Source organism: Longimicrobiaceae bacterium (assembly GCA_035936415.1).
In the GTDB taxonomy this organism is placed as follows: Bacteria; Gemmatimonadota; Gemmatimonadetes; order Longimicrobiales; family Longimicrobiaceae; genus JAFAYN01.
In genome coordinates this window covers 1-4,819 of record DASYWD010000616.1, presented here as the reverse complement: position 1 = coordinate 4,819, position 4,819 = coordinate 1, and the positions used below count along the sequence as shown (strand labels likewise).

The 4,819-nt window shown below is 73.1% G+C and carries 5 protein-coding genes; 3 read left to right on the top strand and 2 right to left on the bottom strand.

Features of this window, described 5'->3' with window-relative positions; genetic code table 11:
- On the top strand, positions 1-764 hold a 764-nt coding region (locus tag VGR37_24645; GenBank protein ID HEV2150610.1), incomplete at its 5' end, for a hypothetical protein.
- The gene (locus VGR37_24640; GenBank protein HEV2150609.1) at positions 761-1,633 is read left to right on the top strand and encodes a halocarboxylic acid dehydrogenase DehI family protein; all 873 of its coding nucleotides are present in this window, start codon (positions 761-763) and stop codon (positions 1,631-1,633) included. The genes VGR37_24645 and VGR37_24640, both read left to right, overlap by 4 nt.
- A 52-nt stretch (positions 1,634-1,685) precedes the next feature.
- On the opposite strand, the gene VGR37_24635 is transcribed toward VGR37_24640, so the two are convergent.
- Both VGR37_24635 and VGR37_24630 read right to left on the bottom strand, forming a co-directional pair.
- Positions 1,686-3,356 carry a hypothetical protein gene (locus VGR37_24635; GenBank protein ID HEV2150608.1) on the bottom strand — a complete coding sequence of 557 codons (1,671 nt, stop codon included), beginning with the start codon at positions 3,354-3,356 and terminating at the stop codon, positions 1,686-1,688.
- Between the two features lie 23 nt (positions 3,357-3,379).
- Positions 3,380-3,979: a hypothetical protein gene (locus tag VGR37_24630; protein ID HEV2150607.1), complete on the bottom strand. Its 600-nt coding sequence runs from the start codon at positions 3,977-3,979 to the stop codon at positions 3,380-3,382.
- A 214-nt stretch (positions 3,980-4,193) separates the two neighbouring features.
- Here VGR37_24630 and VGR37_24625 point away from each other — a divergent pair, with 214 nt between their 5' ends.
- A complete protein-coding gene (locus VGR37_24625; protein HEV2150606.1) occupies positions 4,194-4,802 on the top strand; it encodes a hypothetical protein in 609 nt (202 codons plus the stop codon).
- Positions 4,803-4,819: the final 17 nt, after the last annotated feature.

Genomic DNA, 4,819 nt, shown 5'->3' with positions numbered 1-4,819 from the left:
GGCTGGCCGCGCACGGCGAGGTGGACGGCGCCTATGCGACGCTGGCCCGCACCTGCGAGCAGTTCCGGGAGAGCTCGCTGCGGGCCCAGCGGATCGCCTGGTGCCTGACGGAGCTGGCGCGGCTGCAGCGGGAGCGCCGGGGCGCCGATGCGGCACGCGCGGTGCTCCGCGAGGCGCTCCGCGTACAGCCGGGATACCGCGGCGCGATGGAGGGGCTCGCCGACCTGGCCCACGCCGACGCGGACTGGAAGGAGGCCGCGCGCCTCTACCGCTCGATCGCGACCGATGCGCACCCCGACCTCTACCTCCGCCTGGCGGAGGTGCACCGCGCCCTGGGGGATCCCTCCGCCGCGGCGGCCTGCGAGCAGGCGTTCCTGCGCGTGGCCGCCCGTCCGCAGGCGGAGGCGCTGCATGCGCACCCGCTCGCCCTCGTCTACGCGGCCCGGCCCTCCACGCGGGACGAGGCGCTCGGGGTCGCGCTGCGGGACGCCGGGCGCCGGCCCTCGGTGGAGAGCTACGACGTGCTGAGCTGGGTGCGGTTCCGGCGCGGGGAGCTGCACGAGGCGCTCGCCGCGTCGGATTCGGCGTCGCGCTGGGGCGCCCCCAGCCCGACGATGCAGTACCGCCGCGCCCGGATCCTCCAGGCGCTCGGGCGCGGCGGCGAGGCCGCCGTCCTGATGCGCGAAGCCCTCCGCCGCGTGGACCTGCTGGAGCCGGAAGCGAGGCTGGAGGTCGCGAATGGAACACGGGAGAGTGACGCATGACGGAGAACGACCAGGCCGCCCGCGGAATGAGGCTCGCGGCCGAGCGGCCGGAGGTGATGCCGGACCAGGCGGACGAACGGATCCGTCCGGTCTACCAGGACGTCCAGCGGACGCTGCGCGTCCCGTTCGTGAACCTGATCTTCCGGACCCTCGCGAACGATCCGGACTACCTGGTTCCCGCGTGGGAGCAGCTCTCGCCCGTGCTGCGGACCCGGGCCTTCGAGCGCGCGGCGGACGAGATCCGCGCGGAGGCGCTGCTGGAGCCGGTGCCGGACGGCTCGGGTGTGGAGTGGGAGGACACGGGGCCGCTGGAGAAGATCCGGGCCTTCAACGACACCATCCACTACGTGCTCCCCAAGCTGCTGCTGATCGCCACCGCGTGGGACGAGGGGGCATGGGGCGGGGGCGGGGGTGACCGGTCGGAGATCCCCGTGGGAATCGCGGAGGGTACGGACAAGGCGCCCATGGTGAGCTCGGAGGACGCTCCCGAGCGGGTCCGCCGGCTGCTGGAGCGGGAGAAGCGCGCGCACGGGCACCCGCTGGTCTCCTCCTACTACCGGGTGCTGGGGAACTGGCCCGACTTCCTGGAGGCGGCGTGGACCCGGATCGAGCCAGTGGTGGGCTCGACCGGCTACCGCGAGCGCACGGATGCGCTGGCGCGGCTCGCCACGGAGGCGGTCCGGAGCCTGCCCGTCGTCGGCGAGGTCCGCGGCGCGGAGCGGACTCCGGAGGTCTCGGACCTGCTCCGTGCCTTCCGGCGGGAGTTCATCCCCTCGATGATGGCCGACGTGGCGCTGATCAAGGCCCTGGTGGACGGCGAGGCGGCGGCGCGCCGATCCCGCTTCAGCGTGGCGGCCCGGGCGGTCTGACGGTTCGGCGCGGCGGCTCCGCGCGCCCTCGCGCGCGGAGCCGCACCGCCTCTCACCGGAAGCGGACCACCGAGACCCGGAGCCGCTCCGGCGGGATCGCTCCTCCCGAGAGCACCCTGAGCTCCGCACGCTGCCCGGGGGCGATCCCGAACCGGAGGAACGCGGCCCCCCCTCCCTTCAGCGTCAGGGTCGTCTGCGTGTCCGTCAGGGGGATGATCTCCAGCGGGAAGCGCCCGTCGTTCAGCAGGGGAACGATGGAGCGGAAGTTCCAGCTCGGCTGCTGGAAGCGCGGGCCGATGACGCGAGGGACGTCGTCCGTGAACACCGACACGGTCCACGTCTGCATGAAGTCGATGGCGTTCGTGCCCAGAACCGCGGAGAGGTTCTGCACCCCGGAGGTGCCCGAGTTGACCAGCTTGAAGAAGAACTCCTGGTCCGGCCCTGGCTCGTGGTCCGCGGTGTAGCGCAGGAAGGCCCAGGTGGCCCCGCGGGTGGGGATGTTGTCGATCCCCAGCAGCGACTCCTCGTCGGGGTTCTTGAGGTAGCTGCTGTACCGTCCGAAGTTGGAGATCTGGTAGGTGTTGAACGCCTCCACGATCTGCGCCGAGGCGCGGAGCGCCGTCTCGTCGATGTTCTGCCGCGGCTCCAGCGGGGTGATGGCGTAGAACTGCAGCTCCTCGGCGATGTGGCTCAGCCCCTCGTTCAGCCAGACCTCCTCGAAGCGGGGCGCGTTGTTGACGTGCAGCCGGCGGGACGCGTTGATCAGGTGCTGGAACTCGTGCGCCACCGTGGCCAGGGTGCGCCGCAGGACGAACTCCCGCGTCCTCACGTTCCCGTTCACCGCGCCGGTCGGATCCGGGGCGAGCATGTAGAAGATCTCGCCCACGTTGCTGGTGGCGCACGACTGCCGTGGAAACAGGTCGCGGCCGAAGAAGAAGCCGCCCACGAACGACTCGGAGTTCGGCTCGGTCAGCTCGTTCACCACGCGGGTGTACAGGATGATCACCCGCTGGTTGTCGTCGATGTCGGTGGGGACGCCGAAGTTCTGGGTGTCCACCGGGTAGATCAGCGTGTCGAAGGTCACGCCGACCGAGCGGAACTCAGCGGGGCTGAAGCCGCCGGACGGGTTGGCGATGTCCTCCGCCACGATGGCGCGCTCCGTGACCGCGGCGACGCGTGCCCTGCGGATGTCGGGATTCCGGCAGGCATCCCGCGATGCGTTCAGGTTCAGCGTGTCCCCCACGCGCGGGACCACCCGCGACCTCTGGAGGGAGGGGTGCGCCCCCCGTGCGCGGATCTCCCGGGCGGCGGGGATGAGGGGGGTGAGCTCGCGGATCTCCCGCTCGCGCAGGCGCTGGTGGAATGCCCAGTCCGGCTCCGGCCCGCGCAGCCCGGCGAGCGCCGCTGCGGCGCTCCACGCGGCGGCGCTCGCCGCACCCACCGAGGCGCGGACGTTCCCCCCCGTGATCTCGATCACCAGGCTCTTGGCGCTCGAATCCGAAGCGTTGAAGGGGATCAGCACGTACTCGGAGCCGTCCACCCCTCCCTCCAGGGAGATGGCCTGGGCCTCCCCGCCCGTGACCGTCAGCACCTCGCCCACCTGCAGCTGGGCGCCCGGCCGGAAGAGGCCCGCCACCGCGGTCTGCACCCGGGGCGAGGCCGGCCCGTCGCTGCAGCCCGCCAGGACCCCCGCAAGAAGCATACAGAATACCGGGAACCGCATGTGGCCCTCCTCGGGATGGTGACTCAGAAGCGATACGACAGCCCCACGTCCAGGAGAACGTGGGAGACCCGGACCGATTCGTTCCCCAGCTCGCCCAGGTCCAGCTCGGCCGCGTAGGTGCGATAGTGGACCCCCGGGGTGAGCCGCAGCGCACCCGGGAGCGCGAGGCCCACGCCGCCCCCGACCTGGAGGCCCAGGGCCGGGTCGGAGGAGAGCTCTCCGTCCGTCCCGGTGAAGGTGAGCTGGTGGAGCAGCCCTCCCGCGCGGATCCAGGGCGCGAGCCCGCCGATCCGCGCGGGCGTCACCTGGAGGGCGAAGTCTCCACCCTGGTCCACGACCGTGCCCTCCAGGCCCCGCTGCGCGCAGCGGGGACAGTCGAACCGGGCCTGGCTGTACCCTCCGACCAGGGCGAGGCGGGAGGTGACGTGAACGGCGAGCAAGGCCCCGAACGCCGGGCCGCCCTCCGCCCCGACCCCCGGGTCGTCCTCGCTGAACTCTCCGGTCGGGATCCCCACGCCGGCCCGGACCTCCACGGACACCGGGACCGGGAGAAGGGACTGCGCCGCCAGGGGCCCCGTCCCGGCCAGCAGCAGCAACGAAAGCACGACGTGGACTCGGTTCATGGACTCGCTCTCCGCTGGTCGCCGGGCGCATGGCCCCTCCGCACCGGTATACGGCGTCGAGGCCGGCTGCGGATCCATGCGGGAACGATGCCAGCCCGTCGACGGGTGCCCCGCAGCGCCCTCCACCGGCGTACAACTTGCGGCGGCTTCCCCCTCCCGCTCCCCGGGGGCGGGCATCGGAAGGGGACCGAATCTTTATCGTCAGGAGGGACGCATGGCACGCTACGGCACGGACTACGGCAGCTTCGGCAACCGCGGGTATTCCGCCGGCGGAGGCGGCCGGGGCGGCTACGGCGGGAGCCCGTACGGCGGCGGCTACGACCGAGGCGGCTCCTACCCCCGCGGCGGCGGGTACGGCGACGACCGCGACCTGGGAGACCAGCTCCGCGAAGGGTGGAACACCCTGAGGCGGGGTGTGCGCCGCGCCTTCGGGGGCGGCGGACCCGACCGGGGCGGCTACGGAGGCAGGGGCGGGGAGGGCGGGCAGCGCGGCGGCATGGGCCGCCAGGGCGCCTTCCGCGGGCGCGGTCCGGCGTACGACACGTACTTCCGCCGGGACTTCATGACGAACCAGGGAGACTTCAACCCCGAGTTCGGCGGCGGAGAGGACTACGGCTACCGCGGCACGAGCATGCGCGGCCGGATGCAGGGCGGACCCTCCGGCGGCATGGGGCGGCCGGGAGGCGGGCAGGGCGGCCGGGGCCGCGGCGGCTTCGGCGGCGCCCCGCGCGGGGACCGGGTCTCGTACGGGCCGGGATACGGCGAGCGCTGGGAGACCACGCTCCCCGAAGACATCGCGCGCCGCAACTTCGAAGGCCGGTAGCCGGAGCGGGGGGGGGG